Raw genomic sequence first — 20,920 nt, forward strand, 5'->3', positions numbered from 1 at the left:
CGTTCCATACTTATGACCAAGGAGCCTCATGGGAGCCGTCCACGCTCGCACCCCTAAGAACTTTGTGCTCGAGGAGCGCTTGGAGCGCTATGCCGATGCGATTGAGACGAACCCCGAGGCCTATGCCGGAGATTGGCGCAAGGCCTGTGCGCCCGCAGGCAGCAAGCCTTTCGAACACCTTCACCTGGACCTTGGCTGTGGCAAGGGAACGTACCTTGTAGAGCGCGCGGCCCACGAGCCCGACACGCTCTTTATCGGTATGGACCAGGAGCCCATCTGCATCGCCTATGCCGCACAGAAAATCTGCGAGCAGGGGCTGTCCAACGCACTCGTCCTGCCCCGAGGTGCCGCATCGCTGTCGCAGCTATTTGCCGCAGGCGAGCTCGATGCCATCACCATCAACTTTCCCACGCCGCAGCCCAAGGCCAAGTACGCCAAAAAGCGACTCGTCCATGTCGACCACCTAATGCTGTACCGTCCGCTCTTTTCAGCCGGTGCCACCGTCACACTGCGAACCGACAGTAAGCCATTGCGCGACTACGCCTTGGGGCAGTTTGCTGCGGCAGGCTACGACACGCTTTGGGTAAGCGACGACGTCCGCCGCGACCATCCCGAGCACCCCGAGACCGAATACGAGCGCCGCACGCGCGAGATGGGTGCCGTCGTCTATGGCATTTGCGCCACACCCGGCGCACATCCCAGTGACGATGTGCTCACGGCGGGTCACATGCAGGAGCAAAGTCTTGCCTGCTACCTGCCCGATAACCTCGATGAGCTCACCTATGTGCCTCTGGGCATGGAAGAAGCCGTCGAGAACTTTAGAAACCGCGCCCGCAAGGGCAAGAAGCGCTTACCGCAGGAGTCCTAGGGGCTTCTGATGGTCGCGGCATCGGCAAACAAGCGCAAATAAGCGCCAGCGAACGGTCCTCAAACCTAAGTGAGTAGACTATTTAGCAATAGCCAAGCACAACCCGCATAGCGAAAACTAAAACCGCAGGTAGAGCCCTTGCGCAAAAGCCATGTGCTCGCGATATCGCAAAAAGTCTACTCACTTAGCTGGCTACTGCACCAAACGGCTGGGCAGAACGCCCATTTCCTGCATTTTCTCGCGCGCTGGCACCCCGCGCCGCCGCTACGCCATAATAGTTGGCGGACAATCGCGAGAGAAAGCAACCACACATGGCACAGACCACGACAGATACCGCCGCCAGCACCGTCTCGGGCGCCGGCGCCGCCAGCTCATTCTCGGGCGGCACGGGAACCGAGGCCGAGTTCGGCTCGCTCGGCGCGCTCTCCCCCACCTGGTGGGAGCCCGAAGACGGCAGTGAGCCCGAACCGTGGCTCACGGCCGATCAGGCCTTCGAACGCTTCTTTGAATGGACGAGCGACCGCGGCATCGAGCTGTGGGATCACCAAGAAGAGGCCCTCATGGACCTGGCTGCCGGCGATCACGTCATTTTGGGCACACCGACCGGATCGGGCAAATCGCTCGTCGCGCTGGGCATGCTCTTTATGGGCATGGCGCAGGGCAAGCGCTGCTATTACACGGCCCCCATCAAAGCCTTGGTCAGCGAAAAGTTCTTCGACCTGGTACAGGTGCTCGGCCGCGATAACGTCGGTATGATCACCGGCGACACGCATATCAATACTAAAGCGCCCGTCATCTGCTGCACGGCAGAGATCCTTGCTAACGACGCACTGCGCGAGGGCGAAGATGCCGATGTGGGCTGCGTCGCCATGGACGAGTTCCACTACTTTGCCGACCCCGATCGCGGTTGGGCCTGGCAGGTACCGCTGCTCACCCTGCCTCACACACAATTCATGCTCATGAGCGCCACGCTCGGCGATGTCACCGCGATCGCCGCCTCACTCGAGGAGCACACCGGCGCCGCGTGCGATCTGGTCGTCGATGCCCCACGCCCCGTGCCGCTGAGCTACGACTACGTGACGACCTCCCTCGAGGGCACGGTCGAGCTCGCAATGCGCCGCGGCGAGGCCCCGCTCTACATCGTGCACTTTAGCCAGGACGCCGCACTTGCGACGGCGCAATCCCTCGCCAACTTTGGTATTGCCAGCAAGGAGCAGCGTGGGGCCATCAAGGAGGCGGCCAAGGGCACGAGCTTCTCGACGGCCTTTGGCAAGATTCTTAAGCGCTTGCTCGGATGCGGCGTCGGCGTGCACCATGCTGGCATGTTGCCGCGCTATCGTCTGCTGGTCGAGCGCTTGGCACAACAGGGCCTGTTGCCCGTCATCTGCGGCACCGATACGCTCGGCGTCGGTATCAACGTGCCCATCCATACCGTGGTGCTCACCGCGCTCACCAAGTTCGACGGCTACAAGATGCGTCGTCTGCGCGCCCGCGAGTTTCATCAGATTGCCGGTCGCGCCGGCCGCTCGGGCTTCGATACCGAGGGCATGGTGATTGCCGAGGCACCCGAGCACGAGATCGAGAACGCCAAGCTCATGGCCAAGGCGGGCGACGACCCCAAGAAGCTCCGCAAGATTAAAAAGAAGAAGGCCCCCGAGGGCTTTGTCACCTGGAACAAGCAGACCTTTGAGCGCCTGATCGAGACGCAGCCCGAAACGCTCAAGCCGCGCCTTCGCATCACACACTCCATGGTGATTAGCGTGGTCGAGCAGGGCGGCGACGCCCGCGCCCGCGTACACGACCTCATCGAGACGAGCCTGCAGACTCCCGAAGAAAAGGCTAAGCTCGAGGTTCGCGCCGACGAAATCTTCGCCACGCTCATCGACTCCGGCGTCGTCGTGCGCACCGAGGTACCGCCCGCACCCGACGCTCCGGCTGATGCCGCGCCGGACATCGACTACGCGCTGACGGTCGACCTGCCCGAGGACTTTGCGCTCGACCAGCCGCTCTCACCGTTTTTGCTTGCCGCGCTGGAGCTGCTCGATCCCGAGAGCGAGACCTATACCATGGATCTGATCTCGATGGTCGAGGCCACGCTCGAGGACCCCAAACAGGTGCTGCGCGCACAGGAGCGTGCCGCGCGCGATCGCGCTATGGCCGAGATGAAGGCCGACGGCATCGAGTATGAGGAGCGCCTGGAGCGTATTCAGGACGTCACGTACGAAAAGCCGCTTGAGGACCTGCTCGACGCCGCCTTTGACAAGTACTGCCAGGAAGTACCCTGGGCAAACGACTACCAACTCTCTCCCAAGAGCGTTCTGCGCGATATGCTGGAGAGCGCGAGCGATTTTAAGGGCTACATTCAAAAGCTCGGCATCGCCCGCTCCGAGGGCATTTTGCTGCGCTACCTGGCAGAGGCTTACCGTTCGCTCGACCGCACCGTACCCATCGAGAAGCGCGACGAGCGCCTGCGCGACATTATCTCGTGGCTGGGCTTTGTGGTGCGCTCGGTCGACTCGAGCTTGGTAGACGAGTGGGAGAACGCTGGCAACCCGGCAGCCCTCGACGCCACGCCGCCGCAGGGCATCGACGAGGTCGTGGCGGACCGTCGCGGCTGCACGCTGTTGGTGCGCAACGCGCTCTTCCGCCGCGTGACTCTTGCCGCCCGCGAGCATGTGCGCGACCTGGGCGAACTCGACGACGACTGGGGCATGAGCGAGATCCGCTGGCAAAAAGCACTCGACGCTTACCACGAGCAGCACGAGGAGATTCTCACCGACGGCGACGCGCGCTCCTCTGCTATGTTCTCGATCGACGAGTCCGACGAGAAGGCGCTCCACGTGTGGCACGTGCACCAGATTTTTGCCGACGAGGACGGCGACCACGACTTTGGCATCATGGGCGATGTCGATCTGGACGCCACGCAAGACGGTGGCGAGGTCATCTTCAAGAACTACCGCGTCGGTTTTATCGAGGATTTGCTCGAGGATTAGCCAAGCATATTGGGACGAAACGAAGCGGGGCTGTTGGCAACATCGCCAGCAGCCCCGCTTTTTCACTATCCGCTATGCCTTACTCGGCATCCTCGACCTCATACGAATCCGCCTCGGCTGGCTCCTCGTTTGTCTCTGGCGCAGCCTCGCGCGCCTCGTCAAACGCTGCCTTCATGGTCTTGTTGCCCCATGTGAGCTTGCGAATGGTAAGCTCATCGGCCTTGTTGTGGGCCAAGCGTAGGTTCTCGGTGCTGCGGCGCAAGTCGTCCTTGGTCTTCTCGAGCTGCTTAATGGCGGCATCGATCTCCTTGATTGCCGACTCGAATTGCTTGCTCGCCAGGTTGTAGTTGCGCGAGAAGCCATCCTTGAACTTCTCCATCTTGGCTTCGAAGTTCGTGACATCGATATTCTGCTGTTTGTACTCCGCCAGTTCCTGCTTATAGCGAAGCGAACCCATAGCGGCGTTGCGAAGGAGCGTAATCACGGGGATGAAGAACTGCGGGCGGATCACGTACATCTTCTCATAGCGGTAACTCACGTCGACGATACCCGCGTTATAGAGGTCACTCTCGGGCTCCAGCAGGGTGCAGAGCACCGCATACTCGCAGCCTTTCTGGCGGCGATCGTGATCGAGTTTCTTAAAGAAATCCTCGTTCTTGTGTTTGGTCGCGGTCTCGTCGTTCTCGTTTTTCATCTCGAACATGATCGAAATGATCTCGTTGCCGCTCGCGTCGCACTCGCGGAAGATAAAGTCGCCCTTGGTGCCCTCGGACGCATCGTTATCTTTCTCGAAGTACGCGTTGGGAAACGCCGTCATGCGCAGACGATTAAACTCGGTCTCGCAGTGCTGCTCGAGCGACTCGCCCACCATCTTGGTGGACAGGCGGACCTTCATGTCCTTAAGGCGCTCAATCTCTTCATCCTTGTAGCGAATCAGTTCCTCGTTCGCGCGCTTGGTCTGCGCAAGTTCGAGCTCGTGTGCCGCCTTGGCCTGCTCCTCGCGTGAATCGCGCACCGCCAGCTCACTCGTGAGCTTGGCGCGGGCCTCGTCACGCTCACGCTCCGCCGCGGCGACCGCCTCCGATAGGTTCATCTTGGCCGTCAGTTCCTGTTCGCGCAGCTGAGCACGCAGACCCTCGGCCTCCTGCTCGGACTGAGCCTTTGCGACGGAAAACTTCTCCTGAACCTTCGCGCGATAGTCAGCAAGCGTACGTTCGGCCTCGCTGCGAGCGGCCTCGAGCTCACGCTGCGATTCGGCCGCAGCAGCAGCAAGCGCCATCTCCTGGGCCTTGTCCGCCGCGGCGAGCCTGGCTTGCAGCTCGGCAATCTGGGCATCACGTGCGGACAGGTCGTTTTGAGCAGCATTGCGTGCCGCTGCCTCGGCAAGCTTGGCTTCATCATCTTTGCGCCCCAACTGCGCACGCAGGTTGTCGATCTCGCGCTGCAGTTCGGCATTCTCCTTTTGAGCATCGGCGCGGGCCTCAACCGCCGCGCGCTGGCTTGCACTCTCGCGCTCTGCAGTAGCGCCTTCGAGCTTGGCGCGCAGCTCGGCTAGCTCGGCATCGCGCTTGGCGACTTCTTGCGCCAGCTGTTGAGCCGCAGCGTTCTTCTGCTCTACGAGCTCAGCGTCGCGCTGAGACTCTGCCTTTTGCAAGGCAGCCGTCGAACGCGAACGCTCAAGCTCCAGCGCCTGCTCGCCCTCGCGCTGGACCGCCTTCACACGCTCATCAAGATCGCGCGAGAACTCGGCATCGCGCACCTGTTTGACGATATCTGCATAGCCGGACGCATCGCCCTTAAACACTTCGCCGCAATGCGGGCACTTGATCTCGTTCATGGCAGCTCCTCGATGGACGCAAATTTCAACCGCCTACACTCTACCGCGCCGCACGGACAAAAAAGACGCCGCCGCCATAATGGCAACGGCGCCAGAACCACCACAAAGGCGACTGTCCCCTTTGTGGCGGTTTGCGAGCTACAGGCCAAAGAAATTCAGGATCTGGTCTCGGCTTACGGGCTTGTAGTTGTTGGCGTCGAGGCCCACATCGTAGCGGTAAATAGGGCGCTCGCGATCGCGGTTGCGCGCGTTGACGCGGTCTCCCCTGCTGTGGATATGTCCGTGCAGCATGATGGCACCGCGCGCCTTGCCATTCCAGCTGAGCATGGGGTAGTGGCTCATCACCAGACGATGGCCCTTGGCATAGCCCGGGGCAACCTCCAGGTAATCGCGCACCTCATCCCAAATGTGCGGCGCGTCCGGATCTTCCCAATCGCCGTCATGGTTGCCACGAATGAGCGCCACGTTCTGGCATTTGATACGCTCGCGCAGGCGCACTGCCTCCGCCAGGGGCAAACGATAGGTAAAGTCACCCAAAATGTAGAGACGGTCGTCCGTCGCCACGCACTTATTGATGGCATCGATGACCTTGCGGTTCATCTCCTCGACCGAATCAAACGGCCGATCCATATCGTGCAAGATATTCGTATCGCCCAGGTGCAGGTCGGCGGTAAACCACATCATCGTCTGTATCCTCATTTCGCAACGTGTCTAACACGTGCCTAGTATACAGACGCTTTGGCGCGTCGGTTAGCCAAAGAGCCCACCGAACGGACCTCGGCGGCGTTTGTCTTTCTTTTTCGACGCGTCACCCTGGGCGTTCTTGTCCTGCCGCTTCTTCCGGTCCTGCTCCAACTCATCGTCATCGAGCAGCATATCCCACTCAAACGGATCGTCTGTCAGATCGAACAGGTCGTCGTCATCAACCATGACCGCCTCCATTGCCGACTAGCGGGCATCCACCACATAGAGGCCAACGCGCACCTGATGCCACGGGCTGCGCTCGGGAGCAACCTGCTGCACACGGGCTTCAAATACGTCCTCATGCCCGTAATACATCATCAAGGACAGCGGGCCAACCTCGTCTCCCGGAACATAGCCAAGCTTGGTCTTGCCATAATAGATCGCAACCGCCTCAGGGTCGTGAGGATTATCACGTTCGGCACGCAGCGTCAGTTTATCGCCCGCTTTAAGATCGCCCAAGACCAAGGCGCCGTCGGCATACTGAAATCCCGCAATGTGAAACGACAGAAGAACACGTGAAGGCTCGTACATAGCAGCTCCTCTAACGGCCGGGATACCCGGCACTCAACCTTATCGAGAAGTCTACGGGCCCGTGCGGACATAAATTCATCCTTATCTGATTCTAATGCACAAACATGCGCACGAACTTGTGCTTCCAGCTTGCATAAGGGGCATAGCGGAATGGCACGTCCAACCACGTTGCCTTGTTCACGATGCTCTTCTTGTGGCTAAACGTATCGAAGCTCTCGCGTCCATGGTACTGCCCCATACCGCTCGCACCCATGCCGCCAAAGCCCATATGGCTCGTAGCCAAATGCATGATGGTGTCGTTGACGCAGCCGCCGCCAAAGGGCACGTAGCGCACAAAGCGCTGCTGAGCCGCACGGTCCTGGCTAAAGATATACAGGGCCAGCGGCGTCGGACGATCCGTAATAAACGTCTCGGCCTCGTCTAGGCTCTCAAACGTCAGCACCGGCAAGATGGGACCGAAGACTTCCTCCTGCATCACGGCGTCATCGGGGGACACGCCGTCCAAAATCGTCGGCTCGATCTTGAGCGAAGTCTCGCGCGCGGTACCTCCCAGCACAACCTTATCGGAGTCGATCAGCCCGCGTACGCGCACGAAATGCTTGGCGTTGACGATATGCCCGTAGTCCTCGTTATCGAGCGGATGCTCGCCAAACATACGGCGGACCTCCTCCTTGATGAGGCCCAGCAGCTCGTCGTGCACGCTCGTATCGACCAGCAGGTAGTCGGGCGCCACGCAGGTCTGTCCCACGTTGAGCCATTTACCAAAGGCGATACGCCGTGCCGCAACCTTCAAGTTTGCCGTCGCATCCACAATGCAGGGACTCTTTCCGCCCAGCTCAAGCGTCACGGGCGTAAGGTTTTTACTTGCGCGCTCCATGACGAGCTTGCCGACCGGAACGCTACCGGTAAAGAAGATCTTGTCCCAGCGCTCATCGAGCAGCGCCTCGTTTTCGGCCCGCCCGCCCTCGACAACCATCACCAGGCGCGGATCAAATGCCTCTTCACAGATTTGCTTGAGCACCGCACTCGATGCCGGAGCATAGGCGCTCGGCTTGATGACCACAGTATTACCCGCGGCAAGGGCGCCGGCGAGTGGCTCGAGCGTCAGCAAAAACGGGTAGTTCCAGGGCGCCATAATGAGTGTGACGCCATAGGGCACGGCTTGCGTTTTGCACACGCTCACGGCATTGGCAAGGTCACACAGACGCAGGCGCGGACGACTCCATCGAGCCACGTGAGCGATCTGATGACGAATCTCGGAAAGCGAGGTGCCGATCTCGCACATATAGGCCTCGTCATGCGACTTTCCCAAATCGGTCTTGAGCGCATGGGCGATATCGATCTCGTGTGCCCGCACCGCCTCGCGCAGGCGCACGAGGGCGCGGCGTCGAGCATCGACATCAAACGTGGCGTGCGTCTTAAAATAGGCGCGCTGATCGGCAACGATGCGCGCGATTTCCTCGGTGTTCATGGACCCTCCTAGTTCTCGTCCTTAAACATACCACCTGCGATAACTTCGTACATATGCTCGAGTTCCAAACGGTCCATTAAAAGCGGAACGGGGTACAGGGGATTGGCCTCGGCATCGGCGTGCGTTGCCATTTCGGGAATGTCGGAGCGGCGAATGCCTGTCACATATTTGGGGATACCCAGGGCAACGTTCATGCGGTCGACCCAATCGATAAAGGCCTCGGCCGCAAGACCGTCCTGCGCGGTAGCCGGCGCAATGCCCGCCATGCGAGCAAGATCGGCGAGCTTGGGGGCGGCGGCGTCACCATAAGCGCGGAGCATGTGCGGCAGGATGATCGCGTTGGCCAAGCCGTGCGGAATCCCGTATCGGCCGCCCAGACTGTGCGCGATGGCGTGAACGTATCCCACATAGGAGCGGGTAAACGCAACGCCCGCCTTATACGCCGCCGAAAGCATATTGCGACGCGCACGTATGTCGTCGCCATACTCATAGGCCTCGAGCAAATTGTCGTGGATGAGCTGCACCGCCTGGCGCGCCATCTTGCGCGTGTAGGGCGTGGTGCTACGGCCGATAAAGGCCTCGACGGCATGCGTCAGGGCATCCATGCCCGTCTGCCCCGTAATGGAGGCGGGCAGGCCGCGCGTAAACTCGGGGTCGAGCACCGCAAAGCGCGGGATAAGCACAAAGTCGTTAATGGGGTACTTGTAGTGCGACTCGTCATCGGTAATGACCGCTGCGAGCGTGACCTCGCTACCCGTACCTGCCGTGGTGGGAACGGCGATGAGCAGCGGCAGGCGACGATGAACGCGCAGCAGGCCGCGCATCTTGTTGATGGGCTTGTTTGGCTGTGCGATGCGTGCGCCCACGCCCTTGGCACAGTCCATGGCCGAGCCGCCGCCAAAGCCGATAATGGCCTGACAGGCGCTCTCGCGATACAGGGACGCCGCTTCCTCCACGTTTGAGACCGTGGGGTTCGCACGCGTTTCGGCATAGACCGTAACGCCAATTCCCTTGGACGCGAGCGCCGTCTCGAGCGGCGCCGTGAGCCCCAGACGGGCAATACCGGGATCCGTCACGATAAGAACCCGCTGTATCGAGCGCTTTTGAAGCACCGCGGGCACGTCCTCGGCATGCTCCAAAATGCGCGGCTCGGTATAGGGCAGGATCGGCAATGCGATGCGAAAAACCGTCTGATATGTTCGGCACCAGGCACGACGGGCTAGATGCATAAAGGAAACTCCTTCATTTGTTGATAGGTCAACATTTGCTCGACCGATTGTACTCATCGGAGGTCTCGAGCGGCCTGGCAATCGTTAATCAATCAACATCTTCACATGCCTAAAATTTTTTATTAAAAATCATTCCTAATAGGCTTCACATTTGGTTGCATTTATGGATAATAGAACTCGTCAAGACGCACGTCCGGAGAGGGCCCTTACGGGACCGGACGAGCGCTCCATCGCCATCGATCGAAAGGATCGAATCATGAAGTTTGTTTGCCCCGTTTGCGGTTATGTGGAAGAGTTCGACGGCGACCAGCTGCCCGAGGATTTCAAGTGCCCCCAGTGCGGCGTTCCCGGCTCTCGCTTCCTAAAGCAGGAGGAGGGTCAGCTCGAGTGGGCTGCCGAGCACGTCGTGGGCGTCGCCAAGATGGAGGGCGTCTCCGAGGACATCGTTGCTGACCTGCGCGCCAACTTTGAGGGCGAGTGCTCCGAGGTCGGTATGTACCTGGCCATGGCTCGCGTCGCTCATCGCGAGGGCTATCCCGAGATCGGCCTGTACTGGGAGAAGGCTGCGCACGAGGAGGCCGAGCATGCCGCCAAGTTCGCCGAGCTCCTGGGCGAGGTTGTGACCGACTCCACCAAGAAGAACCTCGAGATGCGCGTTGAGGCCGAGAATGGCGCCACCGCCGGCAAGACCGATCTTGCCAAGCGCGCCAAGGCCGCTGGCCTCGATGCCATCCACGACACCGTGCACGAGATGGCTCGCGACGAGGCTCGCCACGGCAAGGCTTTCGCCGGTCTGCTCAAGCGCTACTTTGGCTAAGCCAGCCGCCTGAGAGATAATCTCTAGCTCGATGAGGCCCGGACCGCATGGTTCGGGCCTTTTTCGTGACTCACGAACTTGTTAACGCCCTGAAACAGGACCGCCTTCGGCATCGGCTTCTCGTCAAAAACTAAGTGAGTAGACTTTTTTGAACTTGCCGAGCAGGCCATCCATATCACTTTATAAAGCCGCAGGTAAATGCCTTGTTACAAAACGGCCTGGTCACCAAAGTGCCAAAAGTCTACTCACTTAGAACCGCAGCCGTCCACGATCGAGCTGTTTTGTGTCTAACGGGCATCTTTCCGTCGATTACTCCCAATTTTGTCCAGTCAACGAATAGTTCGGACCGGAGTAATGTCTCAGCCCTTTGCTCATCTGAACTTTTATCACGATATTCAGCATCGAGCATCCTGCATACGGCCTTAACGATCGCGCGGAATTTATCCTCATCGAATATCTGTCTGTGTGTCAGGAGAAGTACATCGTAGCCCATGGCCTGAAGGGCCGTCATGCGGTCAGCGTCACGCAAGCCGTCCCCTGCGCGCCCGTGCGAGGCCTTTCCCTGACATTCAATGGCCACCTGTCGCGCTCCGTCCGGCGAAGACAGAAGCAGGTCGATAAAGACGCGGGACTTTCCCACAATCGCTCGAGCACTTGCACCTAGCCTCACTTCGACATTGAGCTCTATGCCGCAAAAACCTTCGCCCCCTAGTGTTCGCGGCAGTGCAAACAACAAATACGCCTCGACCTCAAAGGGCGATGCGGCGCCCAGCGGAACGAAACGCGACACCGCCATAAATCGCTTGCCGTACCGCATCCCGTAAACATCTGAACAAAAACGGTCGAGGTCTCCGCTCAAAACCAAAGCGTCGCGACGCCATAAATCTGAAGCGACGCCATCCTCGGACGGACAGCGTGTCCAGCCCGAAGTTGTCGGAATCGCGCCCGAATCAATTGCACGCGAAAGCTCCGCCTCGAGTGCCGCCGGCAGGGCACACACCGCAAACAAACCGCACATCTCCGCCAATACCAAAAGAAGCTGAAGATCCGTCAGATGCCGCAACATGATGAATGCCGTCAGTAGAGGAGACGTAATCAAAAAACCCATGCTCCGTTTCTAGCACGGATTCCCTGGGGAGCTCACCGAGAAACAGCCGCTGCCTCATGCCGGCAGGGCAAGTCCGCTTGTTTCTCGTTCGAACCAACGTATACAACGGAAAGCCGAGCGCAACCTTAGCCGTCGGGTTACGGACAAGGTCATATCGCTGCCGGTCTTCTTCCGGTCGTGGAAGCGGCGGACACAAAGCAAGGACTTGAGGGGGCAAGCGCCAGTACCTAAAAGCCGATATGTCACAAAGTAGATCCTTCATAGGCACAGGAGAATACGGATTTCAACCCTGGTACTCACGCATTGGCGCGAACGCACCGAAAAGGGCGTCGAACGGACTGTTAAGTTTTCAACAGCCCTCCCCAACTGGCCAAAAGCTTGCCAAGAACTGGACGGAGCGTTGTTGAAAACCCCGCTTCTTTTCTCATGCGGAAGCCTTGCGCGGCAAGTGAGTAGACTATTTAGGACCCGCCGAGCAGACCGACTAAACTGCTTCACAAAATCGCAGGTAGATAGCTTGCTACAAAACGGCCTGGTCCTCCTCACGCTAAAAGCCTACTCACTTAGGTTAGAGGGTGCGCCCATTAGCTGCGATTCCAGGGTATTTAGCTCATTTGGACTCAAATCGTCGTACTGGACAAGGATTCGAGTCGGGTTTGAAGATCCATGTGCGCCATCGGGACACCAAAAACAGTCATTGATATCGATGTAAGGGATGCTCGAGCGCGCGAGGGCGCGTGTAAAAGAGTTTCCGCCCGTATCGCACTCCGCAACTACGACGCAGTAGAGGCCGGCATCCGCGTGCTCAACCAAAAACTCCCCCGCCGGAAACGCCTTTCGCACAAGCGCCGTCAGGCCATCACGCGCCTCGCGAGCACGAACGCGTACGCGGTTCACATGTCGCTCGTAATCGCCCGATTCCAGCAAACGAGCCAAAGCGACCTGGTCAACAGAACTCACCGACGAGGCGTAAAAGCCAAGGTTGCGCCTAAACCGTTCCATCAGCTCATCGGGCAGGACCATATACGCCAAACGCAGGGCCGACGACAGACTTTTTGAAAACGTGTTGGTGTAGATGACCGATTGGGCGGCATCAATCGACGCGAGCGCGGGAATCGGCTTACCGGCAAGGCGAAACTCGCAATCAAAGTCATCTTCGATGAGATACCGGTCCGGCTGCTCGGCGGCCCAGCTCAGCAGGGCATAGCGACGCGCAATGCTCGTCACAAGGCCGGTCGGATATTGGTGAGACGGCATCAGGTGAAGGACATCCGCCCCGGTTTTCTGCAGAGCACTCAAGTCCACGCCTTCACCGTCCAACGGGATATGACGCACTTCGCAACCCATAGCCTGATAGATGCGCGTCAGGCGCAGATAGCCTGGATCCTCAACGGCATACACCTTGTCGGCTCCAAGCAACTGAACCAACATGGTATCGAGCAGCTGGGCGCCCGCACCGATAACAATGTTGTTGGGGTCGACATTCATACCCCTTATCCCGCGCAGATGGCGAGCAATTGCGCGTCGTAGCCGAGCAGTGCCCTGCGCCGGTGCGGGCGAAAAGATTTCGCGCTCGTCCTCGGATGCCAGCGTCGCCCGTAGCGCGCTTTGCCAAAGCCGCGCCGCCTCCAAAGCAGAAGGAGAAAGCGCATCGAATCGCTCGACCTGTCCGTTGACATCATGCACGCTGGGGCCCACAGAGACGGCATCTCGGTCGATGCCCTCCGCAGCCGAAGCCAAAACCGGTGCATCCGGAAGCTCGCAAGCGTAGTAGCCACGACGTGGCATTGAGCAAATATAGCCCTCAGCGAGTAACTGGCTATATGCATTCTCAATGGTAATAACACTGATTCCCAGATGACTGGCAAAGGCGCGCTTGGACGGCAGATGCTCCCCCGCCGTAATGCGTCCAGCTACGATATCATCTCGGATTTGCTGGTAAACATACTCATAGAGCGATGCTTCGCCGCGTTTTTCCAAATTGTAGTCAAGCATGAGTTTGTCACCTGACCTTATCGAGCTGTTCAATCTGGTATTAAGCTGACCTTATTATTATCTCGAAAACTGAGTATTTTGCCATGCCCAGCTCCCCGATAGGATTTTCCGTCAAGCAATGCACATGCCAACCAAGGGAGCAACCATGGCAGAACAGACCAGCAAGGCAGATCGCGTCAAACTCAATCGCGAGCTCGCGCAGATGCTCAAGGGCGGCGTCATCATGGACGTCACCACGCCCGAGCAGGCACGTATCGCCGAGGAGGCAGGCGCCTGCGCCGTCATGGCTCTCGAGCGCATCCCGGCCGACATCCGCGCCGCCGGCGGCGTGTCGCGCATGAGTGACCCCAAGATGATCAAGGGCATTCAAGAGGCCGTCTCCATCCCCGTCATGGCCAAGTGCCGCATCGGTCACATCGTCGAGGCGCAGGTCCTTCAAGCCATCGAGATCGACTACATCGATGAGTCCGAGGTTCTCTCCCCCGCCGACGATGTCTACCACATCGATAAGACCCAGTTTGACGTCCCGTTTGTCTGCGGTGCCCGCGATCTGGGCGAAGCGTTGCGCCGTGTTGCCGAGGGCGCCACAATGATTCGCACCAAGGGCGAGCCGGGCACGGGCGACGTCGTCCAAGCCGTGCGCCACATGCGCAAGATTCAAAAGCAGATCCGTGACGTTGTTGCCCTGCGCGACGACGAGCTCTTTGAGGCAGCCAAGCAACTGCAGGTTCCGGTCGAGCTGGTGCGCGAGGTCCATGCCACGGGTAAGCTTCCCGTCGTGAACTTTGCCGCCGGCGGAGTCGCGACCCCCGCCGACGCCGCGCTGATGATGCAGCTGGGCGCCGAAGGCGTCTTTGTCGGCTCGGGCATCTTTAAGAGCGGCGATCCCGCCAAGCGCGCAGCCGCCATCGTCAAGGCCGTGGCAAACTTCACCGACGCCAAGCTCATTGCCGAGCTTTCTGAGGACCTGGGCGAGGCCATGGTCGGTATCAACGCTGACGAGATCGAGATCATCATGGAGGAGCGCGGACGCTAGTCCAGCAGAAAGGATCTCACATGAGCGATTATGCAGGCCAGACGGTCGCCGTGCTGGCGGTCCAAGGCGCTTTTGCCGAGCACGAGACAAGACTATCCGAGCTGGGCGCACGTTGTATTGAGCTGAGGCAGGCGGCTGATTTGATGCAGGACTTTGACCGTCTGGTACTTCCCGGCGGCGAGTCCACCGTTCAAGGGAAGCTGCTTGATGAGCTGGGCATGCTCGAGGAGCTTCGCGCCCGTATCGCTGAAGGCATGCCCGTCCTGGGCACCTGCGCCGGCTTGATTCTACTGGCTCACGACCTTGCCGCCCATGACGATAAAGGCACGCCGCGTTTGGCAACCATGGATGTACTTGTCGAGCGCAATGCCTACGGCAGGCAGCTCGGCAGCTTTCGAACCAAGGGGCAAGTAGCCGGCATCGACGGCGAAGCGCCGCTGACGTTTATCCGCGCGCCCCGCATCGTCGAGGTCCACGGCGACGCCAAGGCCCTGGCCGAAGTCGATGGCCGCATCGTCGCTGCCCGCCAAGACAATCAGCTCGGCGTAACCTTCCACCCCGAACTCGACGAAGACACCCGCCTCCACGAACTGTTCCTACAAATGTAGGTAGAATTTAAACGAGCGTGGATTTTCGGACATACAACAAATGAGAGTGGATAATCTCCCACTTTGAGCTTGAATGCAGGCTCAAACCGGGAGATTATCCACTCTCATGCTATGTAGTCGTTGGGGACGTTCTTAAACGACTAGTCAAACAAGAACGTCCCCAATGACTACCTGACAAGGAGTGTCCCAAACTACCGGCAGAAAAGGAACGTCCCCAACTGCCACCCCCGGAGCAAGACAACGCCGCAGGTTGAGCATAAGTCAGCGAAAACGCCCCTAAGCGAGCAAGGTGACGTGAAATGAAAGGGCGCTGACCTTATGGTCGCGCCCTTGAAATTGAACGTCAGATTGCCGCTTAGGGGCGTTGGCAGCGTCAACTGGTTACGCGGTTCGTAGAACCGCGTAACTAATTAGAAGCGGTTGCCGCGAAAGCCGCCACCGTTGCGGCCGCCACGATCGCCACCGCGACCGCCGCGGTCGTTACCACGGTTGCCGCCGAAGCCGCCACGGTTGCCACCGCGATCGCCATAGCCACCACGGTTGCCGCCAAAGCCGCCGCGACCGCCACGGTCGCCGCCACGGTCGCCAAAGCCGCCACGGCCACCGCGATCGCCACCGCGACCGCCACGGTCGCCGCCACGGCCACCGCGATCGCCAAAGCCGCCGCGACCGCCACGGTCGCCGCCACGGCCACCGCGATCGTCACGACCGCCGCGAGGACCGCGGTCCTCGTCCAGGCCCATGGCGACGAGCGGAGCGATGACCTTATCGAGAGCGGCCATCAGCTCGGTGGCCTCCTCGTAAGAAAGCTCGGGCAGGAGCTTCTCCTTCTTATTGGCAAGCTCGACCAGGCCCTCAGCGGCATCCTCGGCAGCGAAGACAACGATCTTGCGCATATCGCCCTCGGCGTCGTCGATGCGGCCGACCAGGTCGGCAGCCTCGGCCTCGGCCATCAGACCATCGAGCTCACGAAGGCGCATGCCCAGCAGGTCGGACATTTCCTTCTGCTCCATCTTGGGCTTGAGGTCAAGAAGCTTGATGGCGCGCTCGATGTTCGCCATACGCTCGGCCTTGGCCTCCTCCTCCTTGGAAATAGCAAAGCGACGGCTACGCAGCAGGCGGGCGGCCTTCTGCATCTTGTCCATCAGCTCTTCGTCATCGTAATCAACGGCGGCCTCGACAACCTCGGCCTCCTCCTCGGCGGAAACCTCGGCAGCAGCCTCAACCTCGGCAGCTTCGGTCTCCACGGTCTCGACTGCCTCGACCTCGGCAGCCATGGTCTCGTTCTCGGTCTCGTTCATGATCTCTTCGTTCTCGGACATGAGACTCCTTCTTGGCCCTCTCGGGCATCATCGCCCCATTCGCGGGGCCCGTCGCGCACTCTTTGCGCTTTAAACATTCATGCCTCTCGGCAAAACGTCCATTAGTTTATGGTGTCGCCATCCAATCTAGCTGCAGAATCTATGTGCACACATTAATGCGACATGTGCGACTCGCGACGAGCGTACACCAGCGACGTCGCGAACCCGACCACGGCAATTACAGCCGCCACACGTACGGCAGCTGCAAATCCAATCGCCTGGGCAACGTCGGTCGCAGCGCCAGCGGCGCCGGCAGTCGCCGCAGAACTCGAGAGCAGGCCGATAAACAGCGACGGACCAAACGATGCGGCAATCATGTTCCACGTGTTGAGCAATGCCGTTCCGTGAGGATGCTCAGCGGCAGACAGCGTCTCCAAACCGGCCGTCTGCGAGGGGCTCAGCACCAAACCGACGCCGGCATACACCACAACGGTCAGCAGCACGACAATACCAATTCAAGCTTAGTGTTCGAGCGCTCTCCAACATTTCGAACGAGCTTTGCTGCCGCCGCGGCGACCACGACACCGCCCACCAGCGGCACTACGAACACCGCTCTCCAGCCAAACAACGTGCACATAAGACCACTGATCACGGGTCCAAACGCCGGCCCCAGCGTAATGCAGGCACCGCCCAGGCTCAGATACAGACCGAGTTTCTCGCGCGGGGCGCAAGATAGCACCACATTCATCATGAGCGGAAACAAGATACCCGATCCCGCAGCCTGCAAAATACGACTTGGCAGCAAAACGGCAAACGACAGGTCGACCAGGCACAGGACTTCGCCGGCGACCATGCATCCGCATGCGAAAAACAGCAGCTTGCGCGTCGAGAAACGACCGGAAAGAAAGGCCATGATGGCCGCAAAGATCGATGTCACGATCATGTAGCCCGAAACTAGCCACTGCGCCGTGGTGGCACTCACCGAAAAGGCCGCCATGATATCGTGCAGTGCCACGTTAATGATGTTCTCGTTAAACGCGGCAACAAAGGCTGCAATATACATTACGACGAGAAACGCCGAAGTGGCCGATGGCGTTGCTTGAACTTGTTGCTGAGATTTGCTCCCCATGCATTTCCTTCCTCTTGGAACAACAGTCACATCGCCCCAGAGGAACAGTCCAGGGCGAGCATGAGCCCTAGACTTACGCCAGACGCCGCACGCGACGGATCCGACAACATGGTCCAACGTTGAAAGATTGTAACGCTGACGCGCAGCTTTCCTTCCGCGCTATTATTAAAAGCCCACGAAAGCACGAGACATGAGGAGCCCGCCATGATTAAGCCCATCATGAAATCCGAGTTCTTTTTGCGCCTGCCTTCCGAAGACGCGGGACCCGACGATGCCGCGACCGGGCAGGACCTCCTGGATACGCTCCATGAGCATGAGCACGAGTGCGTGGGCCTTGCCGCCAACATGATTGGCGTGCGCAAACGCATCATCTGCGTAAAGGACGGCAACAGGGCGCTGCTGATGTACAACCCTCAAATTCTTGAGCAGGTCAATTCCTATCAGACGAGCGAAGGATGCCTCTCGCTTTCCGGCGAGCGCCCCTGTACTCGCTATCGCCGCATTAAGGTTGAGTATTTGGACGAGAATTTCGTCCACCGCATCAAAAACTTCTCGGGCTACACCGCCGAGATCATCCAACACGAAATCGACCACTGTTGCGGAATCGTTATATAGTTCCGCCGATTCAAGAAAGCTCCCTGCAGAAAAATAACTGCAGGGAGCTTCTCATAGTGCGGAGCTTCTATCCCACTAGCTCTGGCGGTAATGATCGAAGAAGTCGTCGAGGTCTTCGAGGGACTCTTTGAGTACTTCCATGCGCGGCAGGTACACGATGCGGAAGTGATCGGGCTCGGCCCAGTTGAAGCCGCCGCCGCGCGTGATCAGAATCTTCTTCTCGTGCAGCAGGTCAAGGGCGAACTGCTCGTCATCGGTGATGTTGAACTTCTTCACATCCATCTTGGGGAAGATGTAGAACGCCGCGCGCGGCTTAACCACCGAGATGCCGTCAATCTTGTTGAGCGCCTCATACACAAAGTTGCGCTGCTCGTAGACGCGGCCGCCGGGACGGATGTAGTCGTTAACGGACTGATGACCACCGAGTGCCGTCTGAACGATCGACTGAGCCGGCACGTTGGAGCACAGGCGCATGTTGGAGAGCATGTTAATGCCCATGATGAAGTCGCTCATGCAGCGCTGGTTGCCCGAAAGCACCATCCAGCCAATACGATAGCCCGCGATCATGTGCGACTTGGAAAGGCCGCTAAAGGTGACGCAGGGCAGATCAGGAGCGAGCGAGGCAATCGAGACGTGCTCGTAACCGTCCATGCACAGGCGGTCGTAGATCTCATCGGCAAAGATCATCAGCTGATGCCTGCGTGCAACCTCGACGATGCCCTCGAGCACCTCGCGCGGGTAGACCGAGCCCGTGGGGTTGTTGGGGTTGATGATAACGAGGGCTTTGGTCGCGCTCGTGATCTTGGACTCCATATCCTCCAAGTTGGGATACCAATCCGCCTGCTCATCGCACAGATAGTGCACAGGATGACCGCCGGCAAGGGTTGCGCACGCCGTCCAGAGCGGATAGTCGGGGCTGGGGATCAGAATCTCGTCGCCATTGTCGAGCAGCGCGTTCATCGAAAGCTGAATGAGCTCGGACACGCCGTTGCCCGTGTAGATATGCTCCATCTGAACGTTGGGCAGGCCCTTGATCTGCGAATACTGCATGATCGCCTTGCGCGCGGAGAACAGGCCACGCGAGTTGGAATAGCCTTCGCAGTCGGGCAGCTGCTGGCGCATGTCCTTGATGACCTCATCGGGCGTGCGGAAACCGAAGGGCGCCGGGTTGCCGATATTGAGCTTGAGGATGCGCTCGCCCTCGTCCTCCATACGGGCAGCCTCGTCGACGACGGGACCGCGCACGTCATACAGGACGTTATCGAGCTTGGTGGATTTAGAAAAAGTACGCATGGTGGTGCTCCTTGGAATTTGAGCCGTGGGGCTAGGTTCGGACTTGGCAGCGTTACGGGGAGATGATGCTTCGCCTTGGTCGGCGTCACTGGCGAGCAGCCAGGAAACATCGACCTCCAAAATACGGGCGAGCAGCTCTGCCACATCGCGCCGCGGGATCGTCTTGCCACTCACATATTGGCTCATCTGACTCTTGCCGAGTTTTTTGCCGAGCATCTCCGATGCACGAATCACGTCCGACTGTCGAACGTCGCGATCGGACATAGCCTGTCGCAGGCGATCGCTAAACGTCTCTTGGGCCACTAGAACCTCCTTGCTGGCAAAGTTCAATTTATAGAACACGAATTGAACCTAGGTTCAATTTAGGCAGCAGTATAGCGCGGCACATTATCCGGAAGTTCAATTTCACAAGAAAATGTACCGAACCCCGAGAATTGTCCCAAAGTGGACAACAGGTACGCGCTTTTAGAGATATTCAAGGAAACGAGCCGCGGCAAGCGAAACGTCGGCGGTGCGGTATATGGCATTGATCTGGCGATGGGGACGCCCCTCGAGCGGACGCACGGCGACATCGAACTGACAGCGGCGCAAGATAAGTGCCGGAAGAACGCTCACGCCCAGGCCATCCTCCACCATAGCCATAATCGCATAGTCATCCCAGGTCGACAGTTTTGAGCGCACCGCCAGCCCCGCCCGACGGAATAGCGGCGTAATCTCATCATCGGTACCCCGTTCCAGCAGAATAAACTGCTCGTTGGCTAAATCGGCAAGAGAGACGAACTCCGCCGTGGCAAGCAACGAATCTGTCGGCACCACCGCCATCAACTCGTCGCGCGCCAAAGACCGCGACGTCATGCCATTTTCTCGGGGCTCACGCGGGATAAAGCCCAGATCGCAGCGGCCCTCTGCCACCCATTGTTCAATCTCTGAGTAATCGCCCATCAGCAACTCATAATCGACGTCCGGGTGATCGGCGCGAAAACGCGCAATCACCGGCGGCAACACGTGGGTCGCCACACTCGAAAACGTACCGATGCAGATTTTGCCGCGCATGAGCCCGCGCATCTCATCCACCCGTCGCTGCAGGCGGCCAAACTCTTCGCATAACGCCTCGACTGCCGGCATGACCTGCTGCCCATCGGCAGAAAGCACTACGCCCTCGCGGCTTCTATCGAGCACTTTAAAGCCCCAGTCGGCCTCGAGATCGGCCACCATGCGGCTCACGCCCGACTGCGAATAGCTCAGCCGCTCGGCGGCGCGCGTAAAACTGCCGGCCCGCACCGTCTCGAGCAGCACCTGCATCTTTTGAATATTCGTTTCCACGGCACCCCTCCACCTTTACATG

19 protein-coding genes are annotated in these 20,920 nt (G+C 59.2%); 6 read left to right on the top strand and 13 right to left on the bottom strand.

Going from position 1 to position 20,920, the window contains the following annotated elements:
• The first annotated feature begins 28 nt into the window (after positions 1-28).
• Positions 29-868 carry a tRNA (guanosine(46)-N(7))-methyltransferase TrmB gene (locus DW645_RS04265; RefSeq protein ID WP_117765958.1) on the top strand — a complete coding sequence of 280 codons (840 nt, stop codon included), beginning with the start codon at positions 29-31 and terminating at the stop codon, positions 866-868.
• 311 nt (positions 869-1,179) lie between these two features.
• On the top strand, positions 1,180-3,861 hold the full coding sequence (locus tag DW645_RS04270) for an RNA helicase (protein WP_117765956.1): 2,682 nt from the start codon (positions 1,180-1,182) through the stop codon (positions 3,859-3,861).
• Positions 3,862-3,940: 79 nt separating this feature from the next.
• Here the strand turns inward: DW645_RS04270 and DW645_RS04275 are convergent, their stop codons facing one another.
• The 6 genes from DW645_RS04275 to DW645_RS04300 form a co-directional block, all read right to left on the bottom strand.
• On the bottom strand, positions 3,941-5,698 hold the full coding sequence (locus tag DW645_RS04275; RefSeq protein WP_118226444.1) for a DUF2130 domain-containing protein: 1,758 nt from the start codon (positions 5,696-5,698) through the stop codon (positions 3,941-3,943).
• A gap of 138 nt (positions 5,699-5,836) precedes the next feature.
• Positions 5,837-6,382, bottom strand: a complete 546-nt coding sequence (locus DW645_RS04280; protein ID WP_233540612.1) for a metallophosphoesterase — start codon at positions 6,380-6,382, stop codon at positions 5,837-5,839.
• 66 nt (positions 6,383-6,448) lie between these two features.
• Complete coding sequence (locus DW645_RS04285) at positions 6,449-6,628, bottom strand: hypothetical protein (RefSeq protein ID WP_117647461.1); 180 nt, start codon at positions 6,626-6,628, stop codon at positions 6,449-6,451.
• 18 nt (positions 6,629-6,646) lie between these two features.
• A complete protein-coding gene (locus DW645_RS04290; protein ID WP_117786341.1) occupies positions 6,647-6,973 on the bottom strand; it encodes an HIRAN domain-containing protein in 327 nt (108 codons plus the stop codon).
• Between the two features lie 91 nt (positions 6,974-7,064).
• Positions 7,065-8,444 (bottom strand): aldehyde dehydrogenase, encoded by a 1,380-nt coding sequence (locus tag DW645_RS04295; protein WP_117786340.1) that lies wholly within the window; start codon positions 8,442-8,444, stop codon positions 7,065-7,067.
• 8 nt (positions 8,445-8,452) lie between these two features.
• Positions 8,453-9,673: an iron-containing alcohol dehydrogenase gene (locus DW645_RS04300; protein WP_118226446.1), complete on the bottom strand. Its 1,221-nt coding sequence runs from the start codon at positions 9,671-9,673 to the stop codon at positions 8,453-8,455.
• Between the two features lie 253 nt (positions 9,674-9,926).
• Here DW645_RS04300 and DW645_RS04305 point away from each other — a divergent pair, with 253 nt between their 5' ends.
• Entirely contained in the window at positions 9,927-10,490 is a 564-nt protein-coding gene (locus tag DW645_RS04305) for a ferritin family protein (RefSeq protein WP_070097113.1), read from the top strand.
• A 241-nt stretch (positions 10,491-10,731) separates the two neighbouring features.
• On the opposite strand, the gene DW645_RS04310 is transcribed toward DW645_RS04305, so the two are convergent.
• Both DW645_RS04310 and DW645_RS04315 read right to left on the bottom strand, forming a co-directional pair.
• Positions 10,732-11,598: a hypothetical protein gene (locus DW645_RS04310; protein ID WP_118226448.1), complete on the bottom strand. Its 867-nt coding sequence runs from the start codon at positions 11,596-11,598 to the stop codon at positions 10,732-10,734.
• A 555-nt stretch (positions 11,599-12,153) separates the two neighbouring features.
• Positions 12,154-13,593 (bottom strand): PLP-dependent aminotransferase family protein, encoded by a 1,440-nt coding sequence (locus DW645_RS04315; protein WP_118226450.1) that lies wholly within the window; start codon positions 13,591-13,593, stop codon positions 12,154-12,156.
• A 145-nt stretch (positions 13,594-13,738) separates the two neighbouring features.
• Here DW645_RS04315 and pdxS point away from each other — a divergent pair, with 145 nt between their 5' ends.
• On the top strand, positions 13,739-14,629 hold the full coding sequence (pdxS, locus tag DW645_RS04320) for a pyridoxal 5'-phosphate synthase lyase subunit PdxS (RefSeq protein WP_022094325.1): 891 nt from the start codon (positions 13,739-13,741) through the stop codon (positions 14,627-14,629).
• A 20-nt stretch (positions 14,630-14,649) separates the two neighbouring features.
• Positions 14,650-15,237 (top strand): pyridoxal 5'-phosphate synthase glutaminase subunit PdxT, encoded by a 588-nt coding sequence (gene pdxT / locus DW645_RS04325; protein ID WP_117765938.1) that lies wholly within the window; start codon positions 14,650-14,652, stop codon positions 15,235-15,237.
• 410 nt (positions 15,238-15,647) lie between these two features.
• Here pdxT and DW645_RS04330 read toward each other — a convergent pair whose 3' ends face one another.
• The 3 genes from DW645_RS04330 to DW645_RS04340 form a co-directional block, all read right to left on the bottom strand.
• Complete coding sequence (locus tag DW645_RS04330) at positions 15,648-16,559, bottom strand: hypothetical protein (protein ID WP_118226452.1); 912 nt, start codon at positions 16,557-16,559, stop codon at positions 15,648-15,650.
• 152 nt (positions 16,560-16,711) lie between these two features.
• Positions 16,712-17,041, bottom strand: coding sequence for a hypothetical protein (locus DW645_RS04335; protein WP_118226454.1), 330 nt, complete (start codon positions 17,039-17,041; stop codon positions 16,712-16,714).
• The gene (locus DW645_RS04340) at positions 17,032-17,667 is read right to left on the bottom strand and encodes an MFS transporter (RefSeq protein ID WP_118226456.1); all 636 of its coding nucleotides are present in this window, start codon (positions 17,665-17,667) and stop codon (positions 17,032-17,034) included. The genes DW645_RS04335 and DW645_RS04340 overlap by 10 nt, the downstream gene beginning before the upstream one ends.
• A 204-nt stretch (positions 17,668-17,871) precedes the next feature.
• Here DW645_RS04340 and DW645_RS04345 point away from each other — a divergent pair, with 204 nt between their 5' ends.
• The gene (locus DW645_RS04345) at positions 17,872-18,282 is read left to right on the top strand and encodes a peptide deformylase (protein ID WP_117655208.1); all 411 of its coding nucleotides are present in this window, start codon (positions 17,872-17,874) and stop codon (positions 18,280-18,282) included.
• A gap of 75 nt (positions 18,283-18,357) precedes the next feature.
• Here the strand turns inward: DW645_RS04345 and DW645_RS04350 are convergent, their stop codons facing one another.
• Both DW645_RS04350 and DW645_RS04355 read right to left on the bottom strand, forming a co-directional pair.
• Positions 18,358-19,839, bottom strand: a complete 1,482-nt coding sequence (locus DW645_RS04350) for an aminotransferase class I/II-fold pyridoxal phosphate-dependent enzyme (RefSeq protein ID WP_118226485.1) — start codon at positions 19,837-19,839, stop codon at positions 18,358-18,360.
• Between the two features lie 201 nt (positions 19,840-20,040).
• Positions 20,041-20,898: a LysR family transcriptional regulator gene (locus tag DW645_RS04355; RefSeq protein ID WP_118226458.1), complete on the bottom strand. Its 858-nt coding sequence runs from the start codon at positions 20,896-20,898 to the stop codon at positions 20,041-20,043.
• Positions 20,899-20,920 lie beyond the last annotated feature (22 nt).

Source organism: Collinsella sp. AM23-17 (assembly GCF_003470945.1).
Classification (GTDB): Bacteria; Actinomycetota; Coriobacteriia; order Coriobacteriales; family Coriobacteriaceae; genus Collinsella; species Collinsella aerofaciens_O.

What these genes read in the sequence shown, in the direction of transcription:
- DW645_RS04275 (WP_118226444.1), bottom strand. Translation starts at nt 5,698, where the DNA reads ATGAACGAGATCAAGTGCCCGCATTGCGGCGAAGTGTTTAAGGGCGAT.
- DW645_RS04265 (WP_117765958.1), top strand. Translation starts at nt 29, where the DNA reads ATGGGAGCCGTCCACGCTCGCACCCCTAAGAACTTTGTGCTCGAGGAG.
- DW645_RS04350 (WP_118226485.1), bottom strand. Translation starts at nt 19,839, where the DNA reads ATGTCCGATCGCGACGTTCGACAGTCGGACGTGATTCGTGCATCGGAG.
- DW645_RS04270 (WP_117765956.1), top strand. Translation starts at nt 1,180, where the DNA reads ATGGCACAGACCACGACAGATACCGCCGCCAGCACCGTCTCGGGCGCC.
- DW645_RS04340 (WP_118226456.1), bottom strand. Translation starts at nt 17,667, where the DNA reads ATGGGGAGCAAATCTCAGCAACAAGTTCAAGCAACGCCATCGGCCACT.
- pdxS (WP_022094325.1), top strand. Translation starts at nt 13,739, where the DNA reads ATGGCAGAACAGACCAGCAAGGCAGATCGCGTCAAACTCAATCGCGAG.
- DW645_RS04300 (WP_118226446.1), bottom strand. Translation starts at nt 9,673, where the DNA reads ATGCATCTAGCCCGTCGTGCCTGGTGCCGAACATATCAGACGGTTTTT.
- DW645_RS04280 (WP_233540612.1), bottom strand. Translation starts at nt 6,382, where the DNA reads ATGATGTGGTTTACCGCCGACCTGCACCTGGGCGATACGAATATCTTG.
- DW645_RS04345 (WP_117655208.1), top strand. Translation starts at nt 17,872, where the DNA reads ATGATTAAGCCCATCATGAAATCCGAGTTCTTTTTGCGCCTGCCTTCC.
- DW645_RS04285 (WP_117647461.1), bottom strand. Translation starts at nt 6,628, where the DNA reads ATGGTTGATGACGACGACCTGTTCGATCTGACAGACGATCCGTTTGAG.
- DW645_RS04330 (WP_118226452.1), bottom strand. Translation starts at nt 16,559, where the DNA reads ATGTCCGAGAACGAAGAGATCATGAACGAGACCGAGAACGAGACCATG.
- DW645_RS04295 (WP_117786340.1), bottom strand. Translation starts at nt 8,444, where the DNA reads ATGAACACCGAGGAAATCGCGCGCATCGTTGCCGATCAGCGCGCCTAT.
- pdxT (WP_117765938.1), top strand. Translation starts at nt 14,650, where the DNA reads ATGAGCGATTATGCAGGCCAGACGGTCGCCGTGCTGGCGGTCCAAGGC.
- DW645_RS04310 (WP_118226448.1), bottom strand. Translation starts at nt 11,598, where the DNA reads ATGGGTTTTTTGATTACGTCTCCTCTACTGACGGCATTCATCATGTTG.
- DW645_RS04290 (WP_117786341.1), bottom strand. Translation starts at nt 6,973, where the DNA reads ATGTACGAGCCTTCACGTGTTCTTCTGTCGTTTCACATTGCGGGATTT.
- DW645_RS04315 (WP_118226450.1), bottom strand. Translation starts at nt 13,593, where the DNA reads ATGCTTGACTACAATTTGGAAAAACGCGGCGAAGCATCGCTCTATGAG.